The sequence below is a fragment of the Streptomyces sp. NPDC049627 genome (assembly GCF_044465645.1).
Lineage (GTDB): Bacteria > Actinomycetota > Actinomycetes > Streptomycetales > Streptomycetaceae > Streptomyces.
The window spans coordinates 200,441-221,605 of sequence record NZ_JBITLW010000012.1 but is presented as its reverse complement, the minus strand read 5'-3'; the positions used below and the strand labels follow the sequence as shown (position 1 = coordinate 221,605).

General features: G+C 69.8%; 22 protein-coding genes. 14 read left to right on the top strand and 8 right to left on the bottom strand.

Annotation, left to right across the window (positions count from 1 at the left end; translation table 11 throughout):
• Window positions 1-364: 364 nt before the first annotated feature.
• Entirely contained in the window at window positions 365-757 is a 393-nt protein-coding gene (locus ACIBU0_RS30920; RefSeq protein ID WP_398824977.1) for a VOC family protein, read from the top strand.
• A 145-nt stretch (window positions 758-902) separates the two neighbouring features.
• Here ACIBU0_RS30920 and katG read toward each other — a convergent pair whose 3' ends face one another.
• The gene (gene katG / locus ACIBU0_RS30915; protein WP_398824975.1) at window positions 903-3,092 is read right to left on the bottom strand and encodes a catalase/peroxidase HPI; all 2,190 of its coding nucleotides are present in this window, start codon (window positions 3,090-3,092) and stop codon (window positions 903-905) included.
• A gap of 271 nt (window positions 3,093-3,363) precedes the next feature.
• On the opposite strand from katG, the gene ACIBU0_RS30910 reads away from it, so the two are divergent.
• Complete coding sequence (locus tag ACIBU0_RS30910) at window positions 3,364-3,933, top strand: DUF488 family protein (RefSeq protein WP_398824973.1); 570 nt, start codon at window positions 3,364-3,366, stop codon at window positions 3,931-3,933.
• Window positions 3,934-4,232: 299 nt separating this feature from the next.
• On the opposite strand, the gene ACIBU0_RS30905 is transcribed toward ACIBU0_RS30910, so the two are convergent.
• Together ACIBU0_RS30905 and ACIBU0_RS30900 are read right to left on the bottom strand one after the other, a co-directional pair.
• The gene (locus ACIBU0_RS30905) at window positions 4,233-4,658 is read right to left on the bottom strand and encodes a DUF4267 domain-containing protein (protein ID WP_398824971.1); all 426 of its coding nucleotides are present in this window, start codon (window positions 4,656-4,658) and stop codon (window positions 4,233-4,235) included.
• A gap of 191 nt (window positions 4,659-4,849) precedes the next feature.
• Complete coding sequence (locus tag ACIBU0_RS30900) at window positions 4,850-5,296, bottom strand: anthrone oxygenase family protein (RefSeq protein WP_398824969.1); 447 nt, start codon at window positions 5,294-5,296, stop codon at window positions 4,850-4,852.
• A gap of 90 nt (window positions 5,297-5,386) precedes the next feature.
• Here ACIBU0_RS30900 and ACIBU0_RS30895 point away from each other — a divergent pair, with 90 nt between their 5' ends.
• Window positions 5,387-5,965: a TetR/AcrR family transcriptional regulator gene (locus ACIBU0_RS30895; RefSeq protein ID WP_398824967.1), complete on the top strand. Its 579-nt coding sequence runs from the start codon at window positions 5,387-5,389 to the stop codon at window positions 5,963-5,965.
• A 279-nt stretch (window positions 5,966-6,244) separates the two neighbouring features.
• Here the strand turns inward: ACIBU0_RS30895 and ACIBU0_RS30890 are convergent, their stop codons facing one another.
• Window positions 6,245-7,066, bottom strand: coding sequence for a hypothetical protein (locus ACIBU0_RS30890; protein WP_398824965.1), 822 nt, complete (start codon window positions 7,064-7,066; stop codon window positions 6,245-6,247).
• Window positions 7,067-7,114: 48 nt separating this feature from the next.
• Window positions 7,115-7,954: an alpha/beta fold hydrolase gene (locus ACIBU0_RS30885; protein WP_398824963.1), complete on the bottom strand. Its 840-nt coding sequence runs from the start codon at window positions 7,952-7,954 to the stop codon at window positions 7,115-7,117.
• Window positions 7,955-8,147: 193 nt separating this feature from the next.
• Here ACIBU0_RS30885 and ACIBU0_RS30880 point away from each other — a divergent pair, with 193 nt between their 5' ends.
• From ACIBU0_RS30880 to ACIBU0_RS30855, 6 genes are all read left to right on the top strand, one after another.
• Window positions 8,148-9,347: an acetyl-CoA C-acyltransferase gene (locus ACIBU0_RS30880; protein WP_398824961.1), complete on the top strand. Its 1,200-nt coding sequence runs from the start codon at window positions 8,148-8,150 to the stop codon at window positions 9,345-9,347.
• A complete protein-coding gene (locus ACIBU0_RS30875; protein WP_398824959.1) occupies window positions 9,347-10,021 on the top strand; it encodes an HAD family hydrolase in 675 nt (224 codons plus the stop codon). The genes ACIBU0_RS30880 and ACIBU0_RS30875 overlap by 1 nt, the downstream gene beginning before the upstream one ends.
• Before the next feature lie 69 nt (window positions 10,022-10,090).
• A complete protein-coding gene (locus tag ACIBU0_RS30870; RefSeq protein WP_398824957.1) occupies window positions 10,091-10,783 on the top strand; it encodes a TetR/AcrR family transcriptional regulator in 693 nt (230 codons plus the stop codon).
• Window positions 10,784-10,958: 175 nt separating this feature from the next.
• The gene (locus ACIBU0_RS30865) at window positions 10,959-11,777 is read left to right on the top strand and encodes an SDR family oxidoreductase (RefSeq protein WP_398824955.1); all 819 of its coding nucleotides are present in this window, start codon (window positions 10,959-10,961) and stop codon (window positions 11,775-11,777) included.
• Between the two features lie 63 nt (window positions 11,778-11,840).
• Window positions 11,841-13,070: an acyl-CoA dehydrogenase family protein gene (locus ACIBU0_RS30860; protein ID WP_398824953.1), complete on the top strand. Its 1,230-nt coding sequence runs from the start codon at window positions 11,841-11,843 to the stop codon at window positions 13,068-13,070.
• Between the two features lies 1 nt (window position 13,071).
• Window positions 13,072-13,854, top strand: a complete 783-nt coding sequence (locus ACIBU0_RS30855) for an SDR family oxidoreductase (protein ID WP_398824951.1) — start codon at window positions 13,072-13,074, stop codon at window positions 13,852-13,854.
• Here the strand turns inward: ACIBU0_RS30855 and ACIBU0_RS30850 are convergent.
• Window positions 13,800-15,095, bottom strand: coding sequence for an MFS transporter (locus ACIBU0_RS30850; protein ID WP_398824949.1), 1,296 nt, complete (start codon window positions 15,093-15,095; stop codon window positions 13,800-13,802). The genes ACIBU0_RS30855 and ACIBU0_RS30850 overlap by 55 nt on opposite strands.
• A 55-nt stretch (window positions 15,096-15,150) precedes the next feature.
• Here ACIBU0_RS30850 and ACIBU0_RS30845 point away from each other — a divergent pair, with 55 nt between their 5' ends.
• Window positions 15,151-15,513: a winged helix-turn-helix transcriptional regulator gene (locus ACIBU0_RS30845; RefSeq protein WP_398824947.1), complete on the top strand. Its 363-nt coding sequence runs from the start codon at window positions 15,151-15,153 to the stop codon at window positions 15,511-15,513.
• 31 nt (window positions 15,514-15,544) lie between these two features.
• On the opposite strand, the gene ACIBU0_RS30840 is transcribed toward ACIBU0_RS30845, so the two are convergent.
• On the bottom strand, window positions 15,545-16,210 hold the full coding sequence (locus ACIBU0_RS30840) for a TetR/AcrR family transcriptional regulator (RefSeq protein ID WP_398824945.1): 666 nt from the start codon (window positions 16,208-16,210) through the stop codon (window positions 15,545-15,547).
• Window positions 16,207-17,502 carry a PucR family transcriptional regulator gene (locus ACIBU0_RS30835; protein ID WP_398824943.1) on the bottom strand — a complete coding sequence of 432 codons (1,296 nt, stop codon included), beginning with the start codon at window positions 17,500-17,502 and terminating at the stop codon, window positions 16,207-16,209. Before ACIBU0_RS30835 ends, ACIBU0_RS30840 begins: the two co-directional genes overlap by 4 nt.
• A 188-nt stretch (window positions 17,503-17,690) precedes the next feature.
• Between ACIBU0_RS30835 and ACIBU0_RS30830 the strand changes: the two genes are divergently transcribed.
• The 4 genes from ACIBU0_RS30830 to ACIBU0_RS30815 form a co-directional block, all read left to right on the top strand.
• Complete coding sequence (locus ACIBU0_RS30830) at window positions 17,691-18,449, top strand: ABC transporter ATP-binding protein (RefSeq protein ID WP_398824941.1); 759 nt, start codon at window positions 17,691-17,693, stop codon at window positions 18,447-18,449.
• The gene (locus ACIBU0_RS30825; RefSeq protein ID WP_398824939.1) at window positions 18,446-19,240 is read left to right on the top strand and encodes an ABC transporter ATP-binding protein; all 795 of its coding nucleotides are present in this window, start codon (window positions 18,446-18,448) and stop codon (window positions 19,238-19,240) included. Before ACIBU0_RS30830 ends, ACIBU0_RS30825 begins: the two co-directional genes overlap by 4 nt.
• Window positions 19,241-19,245: 5 nt before the next feature.
• On the top strand, window positions 19,246-20,127 hold the full coding sequence (locus ACIBU0_RS30820) for a branched-chain amino acid ABC transporter permease (RefSeq protein WP_398824937.1): 882 nt from the start codon (window positions 19,246-19,248) through the stop codon (window positions 20,125-20,127).
• Window positions 20,124-21,165, top strand: a 1,042-nt coding sequence (locus ACIBU0_RS30815) for a branched-chain amino acid ABC transporter permease (protein WP_398824935.1), incomplete at its 3' end; no start/stop codon positions are given. The genes ACIBU0_RS30820 and ACIBU0_RS30815, both read left to right, overlap by 4 nt.

The following is a 21,165-nucleotide window of genomic DNA, read 5'->3' as shown; positions in this document are numbered from 1 at the left end:
GGGGGTGGGGTCGCCTGGTGAAGCTAAAGGTACGGACCACTTCCGTCAAGGCGTGAAGTAAGACGTGGCGCAAGGAACTTGCTGCTTGCGGGCGCTCCGGTTCCTCGGACCTGCCGTGCGGCTTCGGGGGCGATGTCCAGGCGCGCGGTGTCCACGCCGTCCTGTGTGTTCACTGCGTGCACGGCGGGGGCTGGGTGCGGCCTGCCCAAGCGGTTGCCGCGCATCGCTTCGTGAGGGTGAAGCGCGCACGACCATCCGGGCGTGGCCCGCGTGGCGCGCGTTGGACCGTGGTGCGTGTGGTGTGCCCTGAGATCCCGGGACGGCTCACCCGTGGAACGGCTCACCCGTGAAGGAGACACACGGCATGTTCGGACAAGCGCAGGCGTTCAGCGGCTTCGCGGTCGACGACCTCGGCAAGGCCCGCCGGTTCTACGGTGAAACGCTCGGTCTCCAGGCGGAGGAGGCCGGGCAGGGGGACATGCGGATGCTGATCCTCACACTCGGCAGCGGCGCGCGGGTCTTCGTGTACCCGAAGGAGACGCACACCCCGGCCACGTTCACGATTCTCAACTTCCCCGTGGACGACATCGAGGCGGCCGTCGAGGAACTGGAGCGGCGCGGCGTGAGCCTCGAGCGCTATCCCGGATTCGACCATGACGAGAAGGGCATCGTCCGCGTCGGTGACGGCGGTCCCGCGGCGATCGCGTGGTTCACCGACCCCGCCGGGAACGTTCTCTCCGTGCTGCAGGAGAACTGACGACGGGGCCGAGCTCGGATGCCCGGATGGCGCCCCTGAGCGGTGGGCACGCGCACCGAGGGTGGCGCGTGCGCGTGCCCACCGTGGGAGCGCCGCGGGAAGCGCGGAGCGATCCGCGTCACCACTCCACCCCGGGACAGCGGGTTCAGGAGAGGTCGAACCGATCGAGGTTCATCACCTTGTCCCACGCGGCCACGAAGTCGCGCACGAACTTCCCTCCCGCGTCCTGGGACGCGTAGACCTCCGAGACGGCTCGGAGCTGGGAGTGCGAACCGAAGATGAGGTCGACCGCGGTGGCGGTCCACTTGACCTCGCCCGTGGCGCGATCCCGGCCTTCGAACACGTTCTCCTCCGAAGCCGACGCCTTCCACTCCGTGCCCATGTCGAGCAGGTTGACGAAGAAGTCGTTCGTCAAGGTCTCGGGCCGGTGAGTGAAGACGCCGTGCGGGGATCGCTTGAAGCCGGTGTTCAGGACCCGCATGCCGCCGATGAGCACCGTCATCTCGGGAGCGGTCAGCGTCAGCAGGTTGGCCCGGTCCAGCAGGAGGGTCTCCGGCGAGAGCTTCTCTCCCGCCCGGAGGTAGTTGCGGAACCCGTCGGCCCTGGGTTCGAGCACGGCGAACGAGTCCACGTCGGTCCGTTCCTGCGAGGCGTCCGTGCGCCCCGGCGCGAACGGGACCGTGATGTCGTGTCCCGCGTTCTTCGCGGCCTGCTCGACGGCCGCGCACCCACCGAGGACGATCAGGTCGGCGAGCGAGACCTTCGTTCCGCCGGCATGCGAGTGGTTGAAGTCCTGCTGGATCTGCTCCAGCTTCTGCAACGCCTCGGCCACCTCGGGCAGGCGGTTGACCTCCCAGTCCTTCTGCGGCGCGAGCCGGATCCGGGCCCCGTTGGCCCCGCCGCGCTTGTCGGTGCCGCGGAAGCTCGCCGCCGACGCCCAGGCGGTGGTGACCAGCTGGGAGACGGACAGTCCGGAGGCGACGATCCTGCTCTTGAGGGCGGCGATGTCCTCGTCCGCGACGAGGTCGTGATCGACCTCGGGGACGGGATCCTGCCACAGCTGCGGCTCGGGAACCCACGGGCCGAGGTAGCGCGTGACGGGTCCCATGTCGCGGTGCAACAGCTTGTACCACGCCTTGGCGAACGCGTCCGCGAGCCGGTCCGGGTTCTCGTGGAAGCTCTTGGTGATCGGGCCGTAGACCGGATCCAGCTTCAGTGCGAGGTCCGTCGTCAGCATCATGGGGGCGTGCCGCTTCGACGGATCATGAGCGTCGGGCACGGTGTCCTTGGCCGAGGGATCCGTGGGCGTCCACTGCTTGGCGCCGGCGGGGCTCGTCGTCAGCTCCCAGTCGTACCGGTACAGGTTGTCCAGGTACCCGTTGTCCCACCTGGTCGGTTCGGAGGTCCACGCGCCTTCCAAGCCACTGGTGAGGGTGTCGGCACCCTTGCCGCTGCCGTGGGTGTTCCGCCAGCCGATGCCTTGCTGCTCGATGGGGGCGGCCTCGGGTTCCGGACCGATGTACGCGGGATCGACGGCGCCGTGACACTTGCCGAAGGTGTGGCCGCCGACGATGAGCGCGACCGTCTCCTCGTCGTTCATCGCCATGCGCCCGAATGTCTCGCGAATGTCCCGCGCGGCGGCCATCGGATCCGGGTTGCCGTTGGGCCCCTCCGGATTGACGTAGATCAGTCCCATCTGCACGGCACCGAAGGGAGTGGCGAGTTCCCTGTCACCGCTGTAGCGCTCATCTCCGAGCCAGGTGTCCTCGGGTCCCCAGAAGATTTCCTCGGGTTCCCAGATGTCCTCTCGCCCGAAGCCGAACCCGAACGTCTTGAATCCCATTGATTCCATGGCGCAGTTGCCGGCGAAGACCAGAAGGTCGGCCCAGGAGATTTTCTGGCCGTACTTCTGCTTGACCGGCCAGAGCAAACGGCGCGCCTTGTCGAGGCTGGCGTTGTCCGGCCAACTGTTGAGGGGGGCGAAGCGCTGAGAGCCGGCACCGCCCCCGCCCCGGCCGTCGGCGACACGGTACGTGCCCGCGGCGTGCCAGCTCATCCGGATGAAGAGCGGCCCGTAGTGGCCGTAGTCGGCAGGCCACCAGTCCTGCGACGTCGTCATCACCTCGAAGACGTCCTGCTTCAGCGCGTCGAGGTCGAGGGTCGCGAACTCCCGCGCGTAGTCGAAGTCCTCGTCCATCGGATTGGAGCGGGACGAGTGCTGGTGGAGAATCTGAAGGTCCAGCTGATTCGGCCACCAGTCCCGGTTTGTCTTGGGCCGAGTCGCCGTGGGGGTCGGGGATGCGATTGCCGGGTTTTCGCTTTCGCTGCCGGACACGTCCGTCCTTCTTTCTGTCTCGGTGTTTCCGCGCACAATGCCGATGATCGTGATGTGTCGGCGTCCGTATGGTCGCGCACCGCAGACGGCACCGCTACGAAACACGCAGAGCATCCCCGCATAACAGACGTGCGAGGAGCGGCTGCTTTTCTGGTCCCTCTCGACTTCCCGCCCACGGCGAATCCGCGTCACTGGATCTCCGGTGTCGTCTCCGTCACGGACCCGCCACCTTGTGACCCTGTTTTCCGCGGGTACCCACTCATGGAGGAATATGGAACCGCTGCTGATCACTTTCGGACACGGCACCGCGGACCGTGAGCGGCTTGCCCGGCTGCTGCGCGGTGCGGGAGTCAGCGCTGTGGTGGACGTGCGCATTGCCCCGGGCAGCCGCCGGAATCCGGATCTGGCCCGGCAGCAACTCGGGGCATGGATGCCGGCACTGGGCATCGCCTACCGGTGGGAGCCCGACCTGGGCGGCCACCGCAGACCGCCTCCGGACAGCCCGGACGTCGTCTGGCGCAACACGGCGTTTCGCGGCTACGCCGCACATACGAGAACGCCCGGCTTCGTTGCCGCCATGCAACGGCTGCTGCGCGAGTGCGCCGAGGCTCGCCCGGCGGTGATGTGCAGCGAATCGGTCTGGTGGCGCTGCCACCGCCGTCTGATCGCCGACTTCGCTGTCCTCGCCGGAGGGGTACAGGTCCACCACCTCATGCATGACGGGCGGTGGTACCTCCACGCCCCGACGCCAGGCGTGCGCCTGCGCGAGGACGGGCTACTCGTGTACGACGACCTGGCCGCAGCGCATGCGACGGGCCGGCCGTCGGCTAGTGCGCGGTAGATGCTCACGACCGGCTCGCCGTTCGCGCGGCGCCGCAGCACGGTGTGCAGCATGCCGTCGGTGATGACGGGTGGCCGGCTGCCGTGCTCGCCCTTGCGGGCCGCCGCGTCGAGTCCTCCGAGGCCCGACTCCCGGATGCCCTCCCGCTCGGTCTCCGCCATCGCCGCGAAGAACGCGAGCAGCGGTCGGCTTGGCCCGCTGGGGTCGTGCATCCCTGGCGGGGGAAGGGGCGAGCATCTCCAGGACCGGGCCATGGGAGTGAGGTGGTCGGCGAGCGCGGGGAGTTCGGCCAAGGGGTGTCAGGCGGGCTGCGGGGCGGGCGTTGCCGTAGCGGTCGCGACCTTGCGGGTCTCGCGCATCATCAGCAGGCCGTTGACCACCATCAGTGTCGCGGTCAGGCCGTGGACGCCGAGCGCGGTGGCCACGGAGCCGTGGTGGGCCAGCACGGTGGCCATGTCGCCGTACGCGGCGAAGGCCTCCACCAGCAGCGCCCAGCCCAGCGCCCTGCGGTGGCCCGTCACCAGCAGGATGCCCAGGACCAGGGCCAGGACGACGTCGCGGATTCCCTTGATGATCAGGAAGCCGCCGCCGTCGCCGGACGGCCAGCTCGGCAGTCCGAAGGTCGGCGCCGTCGTCTCCGGGCTCAGGATGAACTCCGTCCCGAACCAGAGGATGAAGAGGACGAAGGCGGCGGCCACGACGGTGTTGATCTTCTTCAGCAGCATGGTTCTTCTCCTTGCGAGTCTTCGTCGGCTTGGTGAGCTTCGTGGAAGCTGTTCGTTGGAGCGCCTGGCAGTCGAGACTCTGCAGCTTGGCCATTCTCGGCAGGTCCCGACCGGAGGCGGCGGTGGCTGTGCGCGCTTCGGGCGCACGGCCGAGCGGTTGCGGCTGACTTCCGGGTGGTGAGCCAGTGGGCTCAGGTGAGGGCGGCGACCAGCAGGGCGAAGGCGGCGAGGATGACGGCGACGCGGACGTAGTGCCAGCGGTTCCAGCGGTTCAACTGCTCCTTCCAGTCGGCGGGCCGGTTGTCAGGGGTCCACGTCTTGCCCCGGTTGTTGATCGGGACGAGCAGCAGGATCGACATGATGATGCTGAGGGCCAGCAACCCAGCGGCGGTGACGACGAGGCCGGTGCCGTGGTGGTGCCATCCGGCGACAGCCCAGATGCCGACGAGGACGAGTGAGCCGATGTACCAGACCGGCATCACGGCGCCGAGCATCCGGCCCCCGTGGGCGTGGCCGAGTTGGCCGCTGTCCTCCGGGAGGGCGTTGAGGATCGGGTTGATGACGGCGAGGACGGAGAACTCCACCCCCACCATCACGCCGACGACCACGGTGGTGAACACCTCAAGTGCGCTGAGCATGATGACCTCTCCTGGATCTAGCACTGCTAGCGGATGAGGCAACGCTAGTACTGCTGCCGCTCGATTGTCTAGCGATGCTAGAATCGAGTCATGTCGGTACAGGAACGCAAGCAGCGCGAACGGGCCGAGCGTGAGCGCCTCATCGTGGCGACAGCCCGCGAACTCGCCGAGCAGCAGGGCTGGGACGCGGTCACCACCCGCCGGCTGGCCGAGCGCATCGAGTACAGCCAGCCCGTCCTCTACAGCCACTTCCGCGGCAAGCGCGAGATCATCGGCGCCGTCGCCCTCGAGGGCGCCGCCGAGATGGCCGTGGTGGTGCGGGCCGCGACCTCCAGCGCGAACAGCCCGCGTGAGCGGGTCGCCGCCCTCGCGCACGCCTACCTCGACTTCGCCGCGCGCAACCCGGCGGTCTACGACGCCTTGTTCCAGCTCGACGGCGGTCTGGCGTACGCGCAGGAGGACACCCCGGCGCCTCTGAAGGACGCCTTCGCCGCGCTGCTGGAGACCCTGGGCGAGGTCGCCGGGGACGGCGTCGACCCGGGGCTGTTCACCGAGTTGTTCTGGGCGTCCCTGCACGGACTCGCGACCCTGACCCGGGCGGGACGGCTGCCGCCGGAGGACACCGAGCGGCGAGTGGAAGTGCTGGTGGACCGGCTCGCTGTGCTCTGACACACCATCCGGGGCGCGCGGCCAGAGCCGTCGGAACCTGCCGCTGCCTGCCTACGGCAAACGCGTCCAGCCACCCGCGGCCGCAGGGCGCAGCCGCAGATCGCCGGGCCCGTACCCCGGACGCGCAGAGGGCGCAGGCCCTCGCGTGGCGGGCGGGCTGCTGTGCCTCGTCCTGGGCCATGCGCTGCTCACGACTGCGTCGGCGGAATCCGAGCCGTCACGTCGGCCGTGGCCTAAGCGGCGGCCGGATCCCGGGCAGCGGAGCGAAAAGGGGTCGGGTCAGCCCAGCTTGAGGAGGCCGGCTTCCACGACGGCGCGGCCGAAGGGACCGGCGAGTTCGGCGAGGCGTTCGCAGTCGCTGTCACCCAGGGCGGCGTACGCGGGAAGGGACAGCAGGTCGGTGCGGTCCTCGATGTGCCGGCGCAGGCGTACGCCTTCCGCGCTGAGGGAGTCACCGTCGAGCAGGCCTCGCGTGCGCAAGTGCTCCTCGGTGGCGGCCCACTCCTCCTCGGGCCATGCGCGGCTCGCCTTGAGGAAGTCGACCGGGACGTCACCGGTGGCGGCGTGCAGGATCAGGGCCTCCAAGCCGCCGACGCCCTCGCTCAGCAGGCACGCCACATGGCCGTCTCCCCGGAACTCCCGGAGCAGCGTCTGGGCGTGCCACAGCTGCAGCACCGGTTCCTCCGGCCAGGGCAGGGCGGCATGCGCGGCGAACAGCGGGCGGCCCTGCGCATGGTCGCAGGCGGCCTCGGCTGCCCTGCGGGTCAGCGCCAGGACGTCCTCCAGCGCGGGCAGCTCGTGGATTCCCGCCCGCCGCAGGGCCTCGCCTGCTGCGGCGTAGCGCGCGTCCAGCACCTGCTGCGGCGTCGTCGCGTCCCAGGCCCCGTCGACCGCCTGTCGTACGAGATCGGGGTTGAAGTTGTAGAAGGTCGAGATGACCAGCTCGGCGGACGCCCGGCCGAAAGCGGCGCTCCGGGAGGTGAAGTACCCGGCACGGCCGCTCAGTCCGAGGTCCGCGTACCGTCGCCTGGCCTCGGGGACGAAGTAGATCATGCCGTGCACGGGCTCCAGGCGGCGCCAGGCCGCACGCACTGACTTCATGAGGTCACCTCTCCGGGGACTTGACGAACGGCGGGTGTTCGCTGCGGTTCAGTCGGCGCCGTGCGCGCGCAGATGGTCGAGCAGCAGGCGGTTCAGCGTGTCGGGCGCCTCCTCGGGGACCCAGTGGCCGACGTCCTGCAGGGTCTCGAACCGGTACGGCCCCTTCACCCATCGCCCGGTCTCCTGTGCCGCCGCCGCGCCGAACGCCCTGTCCTGCGTGCTCCAGACATACAGCGTGGGTATGTCGACGAGGCCGATCGGTCCGTCGGGGCGGCCGGCCCGGTACCAGTTCAGCGCCGCGGTCAGAGCGCCCGGCTGGGTCAGGTGCCGCACGTAGGCCTCGGCACTGTCCTGCGGGACCTTGCCGGCGTAGAAGGCGCGCAGCTCCTGCGCGTCGTGGGCGAGCATGCGCTCTTCCGTCGCGGGTGTTTCGCGCCAGTCGATCATGTAGCGCGAGCGTTCCCGCTGATCCTCGTCGGTGCGCAACGCGGTGGCCAGAGCGCCGGGGTGCGGGGTCGAGACGACCGTCAGGGTGCGCACCCGGCCGGGGTGGGCGTCAGCCGTCCACCAGGCCACCGCGCCACCCCAGTCGTGGCCGACCAGATCGAACGCCGCCCAGCCCAGCTCCTCGGTGAGCGCGACGACGTCGTCGACGAGGAGGTCCATGCGATAGTCCTCGGGCCGCTCGGGACGGGCGCCGGGGGAGTACCCGCGCTGGTCCGGTGCCACCACCCGGTAGCCGTGCGCGGCCAGCGCCGCGATCTGCCGTTGCCACACCAGCCCCGTCTGCGGGAAGCCGTGCAGCAGCAGGACCGGGCGGCCTTCCGGCGGACCCGCCACGATCGCGTCGAACACGCCCGCACCCGTGGAGATGCTCAGCTCGGTCATGGCCCTCCCCTTCATACCGACTGGTCGGTAGCCTTCAGCAGCGGGGACGGGCTGTCAAGCCGCGAGCGGAGCTCCGTCGTGATTGAACATGACGTCGAATTCAACTATAACCAAGGCGCAGTCCCGAAGCCCCCGGATGAGCCGGACCGACTGGAACCGGATGAGCCGGATCCACAGAAAGCAGTGAGGTGACATGAGGGAAGCAGTCATCGTTTCGACGGCACGCACCCCGATCGGAAAGGCGTACCGCGGCGCGTTCAACGACACCCAGGCGCAGGAACTCGCCGCCCACGCCCTCTCGCACGCCGTGCGGCGCGCCGGAATCGAGGGAGGAGAGGTCGAGGACGTCGTCTTCGGCTGCGCCGTGCAGCAGGGCTCCTCCGGTTTCAACGTCGCACGTCAGGCCGCGCTGCGGGCCGGACTCCCGGACGCCGTGTCAGGAATGACGATCGACCGGCAGTGCTCGTCGGGCCTGATGGCCATCGCGACGGCCGCCAAGCAGATCGTCACGGACGGCATGCAGGTCGCCGTCGGCGGCGGTGTCGAGTCGATCTCCCTGGTGCAGAACGACCACATGAACACCCACCGCATGACGGATCCCTGGCTGGTCGAGCACAAGCCGGGCATCTACCTGCCCATGCTGCAGACGGCTGAGATCGTCGCCGAACGCTACGGCGTGAGCCGGGAAAGCCAGGACGAGTTCGCGCTGCTGTCACAGCAGCGCACCGCTGCGGCGCAGGAAGCCGGCCGGTTCGACCAGGAGATCGTCCCGCTCGACAGCGTCAAGAAGGTGCTCGACAAGCAGTCCGGTGAAGTGCGGGACGAGAAGGTCACCCTGACCCGGGACGAGGGCAACCGCGCGTCGACGACGCTCGAAGGCCTGTCCGGCTTGACGCCGGTACTGCCCGACGGTCAGGTGAGCGCGCACTCCAGCGTGACGGCGGGCAACTCCTCGCAGCTGTCGGACGGGGCCTCGGCGTCGGTGCTGATGGAGGCGAAGGAGGCCGAGCGTCGCGGCCTGGAACCGCTGGGCGTCTACCGGGGTATGACCGTCGCCGGCTGTGCGCCGGACGAGATGGGCATCGGCCCGGTGTTCGCCATTCCGAAACTGCTGAAGCAGCACAACCTCACCATCGACGACATCGGCCTGTGGGAACTGAACGAGGCGTTCGCCTCCCAGGCGCTGTACTGCCGCGATGAACTGCACATCGATCCGGAGCGGTTCAACGTCAACGGCGGCGCGATCTCGGTCGGCCACCCGTACGGCATGACGGGCGCCCGCCTGGTGGGACACGCCCTCATCGAGGGCAAGCGCCGAGGTGTCCGGTACGTGGTGATCTCGATGTGCGTCGGCGGCGGAATGGGCGCGGCCGGACTGTTCGAGGTCGTCTGATGGAGGCGGGGACGGAGACGAAGACGGGGGCGGAGACGGGCGCGGGGACGGGAAAGGAGCGAACCGCGGTCCTGGTGGACTTCGGCGGGGTCATCACCTCCAGTGTGCTGCGGGCCTTCACCGACTTCGGCGCGTCCCTCGGCGGCGATCCGCGCCTGCCGCTGAACCTCCTCGCCCGGGACCAGCCCTCGCGTACCCTTCTCGCCGACCACGAGTGCGGCCGTATCGACGCCGAGGCGTTCGAGCGGGGATTCGCCGAGCGGCTGCGCGCCCACGGTGCCGACGTGCCGGCCGAGGGGCTCACGGCCAGGATGCAGGCCGGAATGTCGATCGACCAGGACATGCTCGCGCTGCTCGGTGAGCTTCGAGCTGCCGGCCATCCCGTCGCGCTGGTGTCGAACTCGTTCGGTACCGGGACCTACGACGGCGTCGACCTCGCAGCCGTGGCCGACGTCGTCGTCATCTCCTCGTACGTCGGGATCCGCAAGCCCTCCCGGCGAATCTACGCGATCGCATGTGAACGCCTCGGCATCGACCCCCAGGAAGCCGTCATGATCGACGATCTGCAGCAGAACCTCGACGGAGCGGCACGGATCGGAATCGCCGGCGTGCTGCACACCAGCGCCGCCGACACCCGCCGCCAACTCGCCGAACGCTTCCGTATCGGCACCTGACCGACCGACCGATCGATCACCCCTTTGGGGCTTATGACTATGGCGTCGGATTCAAGTAAAGTCCCGGGGATGGACACCAGCGCGCCCGAGGAGACCGACAGCGAGCAGGCACCCCCTGTGGCGCCCTTCTCGCAGCTTCGTGAGCCGCCCACGACGCAGCGCGGAGCGCGGACGCGGGCCGCTCTGGTGAAGGCCGCACGGAAGGTGTTCGAACGGGACGGCTACCTCGACGCCCGCCTGACCGACATCACCAAAGAGGCTCGCTGCGCGGCCGGATCGTTCTACACCTACTTCTCCAACAAGGAAGAAGTGCTGGCGGCCGTCCTCCTGGAGGCGCAGGAGGACATGCTGCACCCCGGCATGACCCGGGTGCAGGACGCCGACGATCCCCATGCGGTCCTGGAGGCGAGCAATCGCGCCTATCTCGCGGCATACAAGCGGAACGCGAAGCTGATGGCGCTGCTCGAGCAGGTCGCACAAGTGGAGCCGGAGTTCCGCGAGTTCCGAAGGCGGCGCGGAGATGCCTTTATCCGCCGCAATGCCCGGGGCATCGCCGATCTGCAGGCGCGGGGGGTCGCGGACCGTGAGGTCGATCCGATGATGGCGTCCCGTGCGCTGTCGGGCATGGTCAGCGTCATGGCTTACAACGCCTTCGTGCTCGGCGACGGGCAAGAGGACGGTACGCCGGTGGACTTCGAGGAGCTCGTGACCACGGTCACCCGGCTCTGGGCGAACGCCCTGCGGTTCCCCGGCCACCGCTGATCCGCCTGCCTCGTAGCCGCTCATACCCCTTGGGGTTGGGCGGCTTTCTTCATGGGGTCCGCATGGTGCCCGGGAGGGGTTCCATTGGTTCCGCAACGGCTGCTCTTGAACTTGACGTCGGATTCAATTATACAGGTCGGACACATCGCACGCCCGTCAACGGAAAGGGTCCGCCGTGAACGTTGCACAAAGGGTCGCCATCGTCACCGGTGGGGGTGGCGGCATCGGCAGCGCGCTGGTCGCGCGACTCGCTCGCGAGGGTGCCCGCGTCGTCGTCGCGGACCTCGACGCCGAGGCCGCGCGTGCGGTGTCGGAGCGGGTCGACGCCGACCATCCGGGCAGCACCGTCAGCGTCGGTGCGGACGTGTCGGACACCGCCCAGATCCAGCAGCTGATCACCCTCGCGGAGAGCACGTTCGGTCCCGTCGACCTCTACTTCGCCAACGCGGGCATCGCGGGTGCGGCCGGCATCGAGGCGAGCGAGCGGGACTGGGACCTGTCGATCGACGTCAACCTGCGCGCTCACATCCGTGCGGCGAGACTGCTCCTGCCGCGCTGGCTCAAGCGCGGTGAGGGCTACTTCGTCGGTACCGCTTCGGCGGCCGGTCTCCTCACCCAGATCGGGTCCGCCACGTACGCCGTGACCAAGCACGCGGCCGTCGGCTTCGCCGAATGGCTCAGTGTCACCTACGGCGATCGCGGCGTCCGGGTCAGCTGTCTGTGCCCGATGGGGGTCAACACCAGGATGCTCTCTGCCGGGGAGGACTCCGGCGACCTACTGGGACGAGCGGCGACGCGGGCCGTCACCTCCGCGGGTGCCGTCCTGGAGCCGGCCGAAGTCGCCGACGCCGTCCTGGCCGCGATCGAGGACGAGCGCTTCCTGATCCTGCCGCACGAAGAGGTCCTCGAGATGTACCGGCAGAAGGGCGCGGACTACGACCGCTGGCTGCGCGGGATGCGCCGCTACCAGAACTCCCTGCTGGATCAGTCATGACCGGCTTTCCCGCTTGCCTCCCTGTTTCCCTCCCGCTTTCCCTCCCGACCGTCAGGAGTTCGGATGTCCCTGTTTGAGACGTCGGACCGTGCCAAGAAGTACCAGGCCGATCTGCTCGAGTTCATGGACGAGCACGTCTACCCCGCCGAGGCGGTGTACCACGAGCAGATGCGCGCATCGGGCGACCCGCACTTCCACCCGCCGATCATCGAGGAACTCAAGGCGGAGGCGCGCAAGCGCGGACTGTGGAACCTCTTCCACCCGCACCCGGAATGGGGCCCGGGTCTGACGAACCTCGAGTACGCGCCGCTGGCCGAGATCATGGGACGCAGCCACATCGCCTCCGAGGCGTGCAACTGCAACGCGCCCGACACCGGCAACATGGAGGTGCTCACGCTCTTCGGCAGCGACGAGCACAAGGAGAAGTACCTCAAGCCCCTCCTCGACGGAACGATGGCCTCGGCGTTCGCGATGACCGAGCCGCGTGTCGCCAGCTCCGACGCCACCAACATCGAGCTGCGGATGGAGCGCGACGGCGACGAGTACGTCCTCAACGGCCGCAAGTGGTTCGCCTCCAACGCCCTGCACCGCAACTGCAAGGTGCTCATCGTCATGGGCAAGACGGACCCCACCGCCGCCCCGCACCGGCAGCAGTCCATGATGGTCGTCCCGATCGACGCCCCCGGGATCACGGTCATGCGCGGCCTGCCGGTGTTCGGCTACCAGGACCGTGAGGGACACGCCGAAATCGACTTCCGCGACGTGCGGGTGCCGGCCAAGGACGTCCTCAAGGGCGAGGGCGAAGGCTTCGCGATCAGCCAGGCCCGGCTCGGCCCCGGCCGTATCCATCACTGCATGCGGGCCATCGGCGCGGCCGAGCGGGCGCTGGAGCTGATGTGCCGGCGCGCGCAGTCACGGGTGACCTTCGGCAGTCCGGTCGCCGAACGCTCCAACATCCAGGACTGGATCGCGGAGGCGCGGATCGACATCGAGATGATCCGCCTGCTCACGCTCAAGGCCGCGTACCTGATGGACACGGTCGGGAACAAGGAAGCGCGCACCGAGATCGCCGCCATCAAGGTGGCCGCCCCGAACATCGCGCTCAAGATCGTCGACCGCGCGATCCAGGTGCACGGGGGAGCGGGAGTGACCGACGACTTCCCGCTGGCGTTCATGTACGCGGGGCTGCGGACGCTGCGGCTGGCCGACGGCCCTGACGAGGTCCACAAGCGGGCCATCGCCAAGCAGGAACTGCGGCAGTACCGCGACGCGGCCACGGCGGCGGTGAACTGACATGGCGGGACTCGATCTCACCGGTCGCACCGCCGTCGTCACCGGTGCCTCGCGCGGTATCGGGCTGGCGATCGCCCAGGCCATCGCCGCCGCGGGCGGAAACGTCGTCCTCACCTCCCGCTCCCAGGAAGCGGCGGACGCCGCCGCGGCCCAGGTGGAGGGCACAGCGATCGGCGTCGGCGCGCACGCGGTCGACGAAGAGGCGGCCCAGCGCTGTGTGGACCTGACCCTCGAGCGTTTCGGCAGCCTGGACATCCTCGTCAACAACGCGGGGACCAACCCGGCCTTCGGACCGGTCATCGACCAGGACCACGGCCGGTTCGCCAAGACCTTCGACGTCAACCTCTGGGCCCCCGTGCTGTGGACGGGCCTGGCCACCCGTGCCTGGATGGGGGAGCACGGGGGCGCGGTCGTCAACACCGCGTCGGTCGGCGGCATGGCCTTCGAGGCGAACATCGGGCTGTACAACGCGTCCAAGGCCGCCCTGATCCACCTCACGAAGCAACTCGCCCTCGAACTCTCCCCGAAGGTCCGCGTCAACGCGGTGGCACCGGGCGTCGTGCGCACCAAGCTGGCCGAGGCGCTGTGGAAGGAGCACGAGCAGGCCGTGTCCGCCTCGACGGCGCTCGGGCGCATCGGGGAGCCCGCCGACATCGCCTCGGCGGTCGCCTTCCTCGTCTCGGACGCCGCGAGCTGGATCACAGGCGAGACGATGGTGATCGACGGCGGTCAACTACTCGGTGACGCGCGCTCGTTCAGGCAAGGCGCCGGCATCGGTCCCTGAGCGCACCTACGGCACTGGACCCCTCCGATGTGGCTCTGTGCCGCCGGTACCACTTTGCCGATCGTGGTGGCGAGCGTGGCCCCGAGGACGCTGACGCCGACCAGGGTCAGCCAGATCGCGGCTGCCCCCGTGGACAGCAACCCGGAGAGGGCGGCCGGAGCGACCGCTCCCGCGACACTCACGGCGAGCTGATTGAGGGCCAAGTAGCGGCCGCGGAGAGCGTCCGGGGCGCTCTCCGCGGCGACAGTCGACGTGAGGGGACCGCCGACGATCTCACCGAAGGTGTAGCTGATCGCGCCGAGCAGCACGACGCCGACCGCGAGGGCGAGCGCGGCCACGCGGTCGGCGGCGAGGAACAGGAGATAGCCGCTCGCAAAGCAGGCGTGTCCGGCGGCGAGGACGCGGCTGCGGATCCGCCCGCCGAGCCACCCGACGACGAGGCGTTGGGCGAAGCCGACCATCAGGGTGTTGGGCGTGAAGACGGCGCCGGCAGTCCAGCCGGGCAGTCCCAGCACGTCCACGGCGTAGACCGGTATCGCGATGTTGAGGGCGAACAAGGAGATCGCGAAGCACAGTTGATGCGCCACCACTGACAGGTACCGCACGTCCCGCAGTACGCGCCCCCAGCCTCCAGCGGCGTCCTGGCCCACCCCGGGACGGGTGTTCGGCACGGCCCGCATGAGAACGAAGGCGGTGAGATAGGACAGGGCGTTGACGACCACGATCGCGGCGTAGACGCCGTGCGTACCGAAGCTGACGGCGACGGCGGTGAGGAGGCCGCCGAGTGCGTAGCCGAGGTTGCGTACCGACCCCAGAAAACCGAACCAGTGCTCGCGTCGGCCGGGCGCGGCCAGTGCCGTGACGGTCGCGCCGTAGCAGCTGAAGAACACCGCCCGCCCGGCACTGTTCAACCAGGCGCAGACGGCGATCTGCCATGTCTGGCCCACGACGAGATACCCGGCGAAGCCGAGGGCCTGGGCCAGGTTTGCCGCCTGCAGTACCGGCTTGGCGCCGTACCTGTCGACCAGGCCTCCGACCAGAGGGCCCACCGGGAGCGCGAGCAGCCCGGCCGTCGTCAGTGCCGCGCCCACCTGCACCAGCGTCAGGGACGTCGTGGCCAGGAAGTACAGCATCGAAACGGGGACGAAGACACCGGTGCCGATCGAGTCGATGACGATCGCTGCGACGAAGCGGCGGTGCCGGGCCATCGAGGGACGGACCGTGCAATCGGGAATGGTCACCACGCGGACGGTATAGATTCGATACCGGTATCTACAACGCTACCGGGAGTCGTGCATGGGCAACGCCTACAACGTCATGGCCGCGACCTGCCCCAGTCGCACCGTTCTGCACCGGATCGGGGCGCGCTGGACGGTGTTCATCGTCAACGCGCTGGACGACAGGCCGATGCGATTCACCGAGCTCAAGGCGCACATCAGGGGGATCACGGCGAAGGCGCTCACCGAGACGCTCCGCGCGATGGAGTACGACGGCCTGATCTCTCGCACGGAGATTGCCGCACATCCCCCGCATGTCGAGTACGCCCTCACCGACCTCGGGCGGTCACTGCTGACGCCCCTGCGTGCCGTCCGGGAATGGGCCGAGAGCCACGTCCCGGACATTGAACGCGCCCGCGCACAAGCCGATGCGCAACGGTGACTCGCACCCTGTCGAGCCGTGCCGGGGCGGTTCAGCCGGGCGGTGCCGACAGATGGATCAGGATGCCGCACACCTCGTCCACGATCTCCCGGGCCTCCGTCTCGTCCTCGCAGTCGCCCAGTTCGCGCGCAGCCCCTCCGATGACGGTGGTCAGTACGCTCACCCGGACCCGGCCGGCGCGTTGTCGCTCGTCCACCTTCAGCAGCCGGGCGTTACGGCGTACCCACGCGCGGTCCCACTGGCGGCGCAGCCTGTCGAAGCCCGCCGGGCCGTCGTCCTCCGCTAGGAGCTTGGCGAGCCGACGGTTGTCCCAGGCACCGCCCAGGTATGCCCTGGCACCCGCCACGAACAGGGCGATGGGGTCGTCCACCCCACGGTCGCGCTCGGCGGCCAGCGTGGCCGCGGTCCTGCGCTCCTGCTCCTCCCGGAACTCCTCCCACAAGGCGAGGTAGAGACCGCGCTTCCCGCCGTAGTGCTGAAAGAGGCTGCCCAGCGGGATGTGGGAGCGTGTCGCGATCTCATTGAGACCGGCGTCGGTGTAACCGCGCTCGGTGAACACCTCCAGCGCGGCATCCAGCAGCGCACGCCGCATGGTTCCGCCCTGGCCGTCCCCACCCTCCGACGGGCCCGTACCGCCGTGCTCCTCCGGCAGTTGACGTGCCGCCTCGGTCTCAGCGGATTCGACGATCCCGCTCACTGGCCGTCCTCACTTTCCCCGGCCCCGTCGCGGATGGCGAGGGCGACCAGCAGTTCCAGGAGGTCGGCGATCCGGCGCGGGTTGCGGCCGGTGCGTTCCTCGATCCGGCGCAACCGGTAGTGCGCCGTGTTGTGATGGATCCGCAGCCGGTCGGCGGCCAGCCGCAGGTTGAGATCCGCCTCCGCGAAGGCCCGTATGGTGGCGGCCAGCGTGTCACCGCGTCCGCGGTCCTCCTCCAACAGCGCCCGCACCCGGCAGTCGACCAGCTGGCGGGCGACGTCGTCGGCACGCAGCGCCAGGTAGTCGAAGGGGGACAGCCGCGGCAGCGCCGCCACTCCGCCCCCGCTCGGCACCAGGTCGAGGGCGGCCCGCGCCTCCGCGTAGGCACGCGGCAACTCGGAAGCGCCCTGGGCGACGGTGCTGATGCCCATGGAGAGCATCGTCCCGGCCCGCGCGAGCCGCCGCTGCACGGCCTCGAAGTGGGCGCATATGTCGTCCGCGTCCATGCCGGCCCGCACCACCGGGACGGTCACCACCTCGCCGTGGCGTGCCACGACCAGGGTCCTGCCGGCCCAGGGCCCGGCCACACTGATCGACGCGCTGGCGGCGTACCCGTGCTCGGCCGAGGTGAGGTCCCCGGCACCGGTGTTGTCGACGCACACCGCCACCACCGCCATCATCGGCGAGCGCGGTCCGATGCCGTACGCCTGCGCCGCGGCGAACAGCGGACCGCGCGTCGGCGTGACGCCGGCCAGGAGCTGGTCCAGCAGATCCCGGCGCTCGCGGTCCGCGTCCGCCACCACGTGCTGCTGGTACTCGACGTAGGCCTGCGCGGCATGGGTGCTGGCGAAGTCGACGTACCGCATCAACGGGGTGACCAGGGACAGCGCGGCCTGCTGTGCCTCGGCTGACGTGCCCGCGCAGTCCAGCATCGCGTCCCACAGCACCTGCCGGCCGACCCGGAAGGCACTGATCCAGTCCTCCAGGGCGAACCCCGCCCGCGCTCGGCGCATCGCTGCCGCGCGGCTGAACACCAGGTCCTCGGGTGCGATGTCCCGGTCGCCGGCGAGCGCCGCCAACTGCATCCGGTAGTGCTCGAGCACCTGCTCCCGTACGTCGTCGAAGAACCGCTCGTCCTGCAGTGCGTACGACGGGATCTCCGTGCGCATGACCTCGACGGCGGTCTCCGCCACCTCCTCGATCCGCTCGTGGACGGTGTGCAGGATCCGCCGCCGCTCCCGGCGGAGCGGTTCGGAGAGTCGGGGGCCGCCCAGAGCGGGTCCGCGAGGCATGGCGCCGATCGTCGCCGCCCGGCTCGTGCTTCGTCAACAGCCTCGGGGTGAGACATCGGCGGGCACCTGTGCGCGGCGCACAGTCCGGTTACCGCGAAGTTGGGTGCTCACACCCAATGTGCGCCCCGAACACCCCCACCTACTGTGACGCTCGCCCACCCCCCAGCACGTCGGAAAGGGCGTCACTCATGCTCACGGTCGACGGGATCACCGTGCGCTTCGGCGGGATCACGGCCTTGGACGGTGTCGCATTCACCGTCGAGCCGGGCACCGCGGTAGGGCTCATCGGGCCCAACGGAGCCGGCAAGACCACCTTGTTCAACTGCCTCACCAGGCGCTGCACCCCCGATGCGGGAACCGTGCGGTTCGAGGGTGAGGACCTGCTCGCCCTTCCACCGCACGCCGTGGCCGGGCACGGCATCGCCCGCACGTTTCAGAACCTCGGCCTGTTCCCGCAGCTCACGGTCCGGGAGAACGTCATGGTCGGCGCCCACAGCCGGGGGCGCACCGGACACCTCGCCGCGGCGCTCCGGCTGCCCCGCGTCCGGCGGGAAGAAAGGGAGCTGCGTGAGCAGGCGGACGACCTGCTCCGGCGGCTCGGCCTGACGGACGTCGCCGACCACCCCGCCTCCGGGCTGCCGTTCGGCACGCTCAAACGCGTCGAACTCGCCCGGGCGCTCGCGGTACGGCCCCGGCTGCTGCTGCTCGACGAACCCGTCAACGGACTCAGCCACGGCGAGGTCGGCCACTTCGCGGATCTGGTGCGGTCGGTGCGCCAGGACTTCGACCTCACCCTCGTGGTGGTCGAACACCACATGGGCTTCGTGATGGGCCTGTGCGACAAGGTGGTCTGCCTCGACTTCGGCCGCAAGATCGCCGAGGGCTCGCCCGAGGAGATCCAGCGCGACGCGGCGGTCGTCGAGGCGTACCTGGGGGTGGCCGCATGAGCGAGCCCACCGAGGTCGAGGCGACAGAGGAGCCGGACTTCCTGAAGGTCTCCGGTCTGCACGCCGGATACGGCCAGGCCCGCGTCCTCCAAGGCCTCGACTTCTCCGTCGCCCGCGGCGAGGTGTGCGCGATCCTCGGCCCCAACGGCGCGGGAAAGACCACCACCCTGCGGGCCCTGTGCGGCATGGTCCGCGGCCGTGGCTCGATCACCCTCAATGGCACGCAGCTGCTGGGCCGTTCGCCGGAGCAGGCCGCCCGGCTGGGCGTGGCGCACGTACCCGAGGGCCGGGGCACCTTCAACGACCTGACCGTCGAGGAGAACCTGCGCATCGGGGCCCACCTGCGCACCGGTCTCGGGCGGCGGAGCCGTGCCCAGCGTGCGGCGGTGGCGGCGGACCTGGAGCGGATCTACGGCCACTTCCCCAAGCTGCGCCAACGCTCGCGGCAGGCCGCCGGCAGCCTCAGCGGCGGGGAGCAGCAGATGCTCGCCATCGGCCGGGCGCTGATGCTGCGGCCCTCCCTGCTGCTCCTGGACGAGCCGTCCCTGGGGCTCGCCCCGCTCGTCACCCGCGAACTGTTCGAGATCGTCCGTGCCGTCAACGAGGAGGAACGCACCACCGTGGTCGTCGTCGAGCAGAACGCCCAGCTCGCGCTGGACATCGCCCACCGGGCGCACGTACTGGAGGCGGGCCGCCTGGTGCTGTCCGGACCGGCCCGGCAGATCCGCGAGGACGGGCAGGTCGCCGAGGTCTACCTCGGTGTCTCCGTCAGCGCCCGCAAGGCCGGGTGAGCGCCGTGACCGAACTTCTGCAGCAACTGGTGGAAGGACTGGGCTCCGGTGCGGTGTACGCCAGCCTGGCGCTCGCCCTGGTGCTGATCCACCGGTTCACCGGGATCGTCAACTTCGCGCAGGGCGAGCTGGCCATGCTCTCCACCTACGTCGCCTGGCAGCTGGTGGCGTCCGGGATGCCGTTCTGGCTGGCGCTGCCGGTCACCCTCGCCGTGTCCTTCGCCGGCGGCATGCTGGTCGAGCGGATCGTCATCCGCCCCGTGCGGGGCGCGCCCGAGCTGACGGTCGTCATCGTCACCGTCGGCCTGTTCATCTTCGTCAACGCGCTGGCCGGCCTGATCTGGTCGTTCACCGTGAAGGACTTCCCGCAGCCGTTCCCCGACGGCGGGCTCGACCTGGCCGGTGTGCGGGTCGACTGGTCGACGCTCGGGATCATCGGCGTGGTGGCCGTCGTGATGGGCCTGCTGTATCTGCTGTTCCAGCACACCTCCATCGGCCTGGTGATGCGGGCGGTCGCCTGCAACCCCGCTTCCGCCCGGCTGTCGGGCATCCGGGTCAGCCGGGTGCTGATGCTCGGCTGGGGGCTGGCCGCCACGGTCGGCGCGCTGTCGGGCGTACTCGTCGCCCCGCTGCTGTTCCTGGAGCCCAACATGATGGGCGGAGTGCTGATCTACGCCTTCGCCGCGGCCACCCTCGGAGGCTTCGACAGCCCGGTCGGCGCGGTTGTCGGCGGCCTGTTCGTGGGTGTCGCCGAGACCCTGACCGGGGCGTACGTCGACGTCATCGGCGCCGATCTGAAGGTGGGCGTCCCCTTGGTGATCATCCTGGCGGTGCTGCTGGTACGGCCCCAGGGCCTCTTCGGACGGGCGGCGGTGGAGCGCGCATGAGCACCATCACCGCAACCCTCGGCACGGACCGCGCCCGGCGTCTGCGAGCCGCCCTCACCGTCCTGCTCGCGGCGGCCCTCGCCGTCGGAGCACCGTTCTACTTCGCCCCCTTCCAGGTATTCCAGTTGACCATGGTCCTGCTGTACGCCGTGGCGCTGGCGGGACTGAACCTGCTGGTCGGCTTCGGCGGGCAGATCTCGCTCGGGCACGGCGCGTTCTTCGCGGCGGGCGCCTACACGGCGGCGGTCATGCTCGACCGGTACGACACCGGCCACTGGGCCACGCTGCCGGTCGCGGCCGCCGGGTGCTTCCTGCTGGGCCTGGGCTTCGGAGTGCCCGCGCTGCGGCTGCGCGGCCTGTACCTGGCCCTGGTCACCCTCGCGTTCGCGGTGTTCCTGCCGCCCCTGCTCAAGCGGCTCGAACCGGTCACGGGCGGCTCCATGGGCCTGACCGTGGACAAGCCGCAGCCACCCGCGTGGAGCGGCCTGGCCGAGGACCAGTGGACGTACTTCGTCGTCCTCGCCGTCACCGCGCTGGCCCTGCTGCTCGCCCGCAACCTGCTGCGCTCCCGCGTCGGCCGGGCCCTGCTCGCCCTACGGGACAACGAGAGCGCCGCCGAGGTCATGGGCGTACGGCTGTCGCTGCACAAAACCCTCGCCTTCGCGTGGAGCGCGATGTTCGCCGGTGTCGCCGGGTGTCTGTACACCTGGGTGATCGGCTTCGTCTCGCCCGACTCCTTCAGCTTCGTCCTGTCCATCACGCTGCTGGCCGGACTGGTGGTCGGTGGGCTCGGCTCGTTGTACGGGCCCCTGCTGGGGGCGGCGTTCGTGATGTACGTCCCGAGCGTGTCCCAGGACCTCAGCGAGGCGGCACCGGGCGTGGTGTTCGGCCTGCTGATCATCACGGTGATGTTCGTGGCCCCGACGGGACTGGCCGGCCTGCCCGGCCGTGTCCGTGCCGTCGCCACCCGCCGTCTGCTGAGCCGGGCAGCCACTCCCGAGCGCACGCCCGAGGCCGATTCCGCGCCGGATACGGGGC

What these genes read in the sequence shown, in the direction of transcription:
- ACIBU0_RS30835 (WP_398824943.1), bottom strand. Translation starts at nt 17,502, where the DNA reads ATGCCTCGCGGACCCGCTCTGGGCGGCCCCCGACTCTCCGAACCGCTC.
- ACIBU0_RS30900 (WP_398824969.1), bottom strand. Translation starts at nt 5,296, where the DNA reads ATGCTCAGCGCACTTGAGGTGTTCACCACCGTGGTCGTCGGCGTGATG.
- ACIBU0_RS30875 (WP_398824959.1), top strand. Translation starts at nt 9,347, where the DNA reads ATGGAGGCGGGGACGGAGACGAAGACGGGGGCGGAGACGGGCGCGGGG.
- ACIBU0_RS30855 (WP_398824951.1), top strand. Translation starts at nt 13,072, where the DNA reads ATGGCGGGACTCGATCTCACCGGTCGCACCGCCGTCGTCACCGGTGCC.
- ACIBU0_RS30895 (WP_398824967.1), top strand. Translation starts at nt 5,387, where the DNA reads ATGTCGGTACAGGAACGCAAGCAGCGCGAACGGGCCGAGCGTGAGCGC.
- ACIBU0_RS30910 (WP_398824973.1), top strand. Translation starts at nt 3,364, where the DNA reads ATGGAACCGCTGCTGATCACTTTCGGACACGGCACCGCGGACCGTGAG.
- ACIBU0_RS30845 (WP_398824947.1), top strand. Translation starts at nt 15,151, where the DNA reads ATGGGCAACGCCTACAACGTCATGGCCGCGACCTGCCCCAGTCGCACC.
- ACIBU0_RS30920 (WP_398824977.1), top strand. Translation starts at nt 365, where the DNA reads ATGTTCGGACAAGCGCAGGCGTTCAGCGGCTTCGCGGTCGACGACCTC.
- ACIBU0_RS30885 (WP_398824963.1), bottom strand. Translation starts at nt 7,954, where the DNA reads ATGACCGAGCTGAGCATCTCCACGGGTGCGGGCGTGTTCGACGCGATC.
- ACIBU0_RS30860 (WP_398824953.1), top strand. Translation starts at nt 11,841, where the DNA reads ATGTCCCTGTTTGAGACGTCGGACCGTGCCAAGAAGTACCAGGCCGAT.
- ACIBU0_RS30880 (WP_398824961.1), top strand. Translation starts at nt 8,148, where the DNA reads ATGAGGGAAGCAGTCATCGTTTCGACGGCACGCACCCCGATCGGAAAG.
- ACIBU0_RS30890 (WP_398824965.1), bottom strand. Translation starts at nt 7,066, where the DNA reads ATGAAGTCAGTGCGTGCGGCCTGGCGCCGCCTGGAGCCCGTGCACGGC.
- ACIBU0_RS30830 (WP_398824941.1), top strand. Translation starts at nt 17,691, where the DNA reads ATGCTCACGGTCGACGGGATCACCGTGCGCTTCGGCGGGATCACGGCC.
- ACIBU0_RS30905 (WP_398824971.1), bottom strand. Translation starts at nt 4,658, where the DNA reads ATGCTGCTGAAGAAGATCAACACCGTCGTGGCCGCCGCCTTCGTCCTC.
- ACIBU0_RS30825 (WP_398824939.1), top strand. Translation starts at nt 18,446, where the DNA reads ATGAGCGAGCCCACCGAGGTCGAGGCGACAGAGGAGCCGGACTTCCTG.
- ACIBU0_RS30870 (WP_398824957.1), top strand. Translation starts at nt 10,091, where the DNA reads ATGGACACCAGCGCGCCCGAGGAGACCGACAGCGAGCAGGCACCCCCT.